2 pseudogenes are annotated in these 1,256 nt (G+C 35.1%); both read left to right on the forward strand.

Going from position 1 to position 1,256, the window contains the following annotated elements:
* Window positions 1-413, forward strand: a pseudogene (locus BACCOP_RS02740) (hypothetical protein); the annotation flags it as partial.
* A 77-nt stretch (window positions 414-490) separates the two neighbouring features.
* Window positions 491-1,256: pseudogene (locus BACCOP_RS02745) on the forward strand (immunity 22 family protein); the annotation flags it as partial.

Below are 1,256 nucleotides of genomic sequence, written 5' to 3' on the forward strand. Positions count from 1 at the left end.
GCTCGCACTGTGGTGGATTCTATACAGCATTAAACAAATTGACACATCTAAAGAGATTATGTATTAATGGGATTGCCACAAAAGAAGAGCAAACATTTGATTATATAGCCAATCTTTCTCCTTTAGAAGAACTAATCATTTGTAACATAAAACCGTTTAGCAAATTCCCCAATTTATCGAACTTACATAGTTTATATTGGTTATTTATTTGGGAATGTAAAAATTTAGTTGATATAAAAAACATTGCCGATATTCCCAATTTGCGTGTATTTGATTGGTGTTGTTCTCAATTAAAGCCTACTGAATTGGAATTTGTAATGCAAAAAGACAGTATTCAAAAAGTTGCTGCTCAATTTGGAGGAAAGAGGTTAAATGAAGAATTTAAATCATTATTAATGAAGTACAATTTATGACGATAACAAGCGGATGAATCTCCCTAACGGTCGATTATCTGCCGGACATTAGTCGCTTGAAAAATAAAAAAAAGAAAATGAGTAAGATAATGATATGGGTCGGTCAATTCGATTCCGAAGCTGACTTTGAGAAATATATGGATCAATCGGCTTTCCGTCAATGGTGGAAAGATTATGATGAAGACAATAAGGAACTTCGTTGCCAGTTCTGTAAGGAGCTTGGTGTAATGAGCTATGATGAGGATTTTCTTATTATGAAATTCACATCTGACGGCTTGGCAGGATTACTTAACCTTATTCCTGCTGATACCCAAAAGATAAGTCTGTCGATAGCTGATAAAAATATTACAATGGCAAATGCTGTTATCTGCTATAATTGTCGTGAGGGTATATCTCCTAAGAAGGCAGAGAATACCACAACCATGACTTATCTTGGTACGTTTGAGTTTGAACTGTCGCCTGAAGGAATGCAAGGGTCTAATGCTGGATTAGAATATATGATTTGGATTGGCACAACCGATAAAAGTAGGGAAGAATTTATGGAGTATTTCAATCAAGATGAATACATGAAAGAAATACGAGATTACGAAGAAGGTCGTACAAAGAAACGCCCAAATCCCGACCATCGCTGTCAGTTCTGCAAGGACATAGGAATTAAGTTCTATTACCCAGAATTTTTGAAAGTGGAAATTTTGGATCATCTTGAGAATCCATTTTGAAATGGTAAAAAGGATGATAAACAATCAATTTGTGCCTGATTGGGTTATTGAACTCTACGTCAAGGAAGAACATGTATCCGCCTTCAAATTGTATGTCTGCATTATTCCTTATGGATTTAAGTAC

The organism is Phocaeicola coprocola DSM 17136 (assembly GCF_000154845.1).
Lineage (GTDB): Bacteria > Bacteroidota > Bacteroidia > Bacteroidales > Bacteroidaceae > Phocaeicola > Phocaeicola coprocola.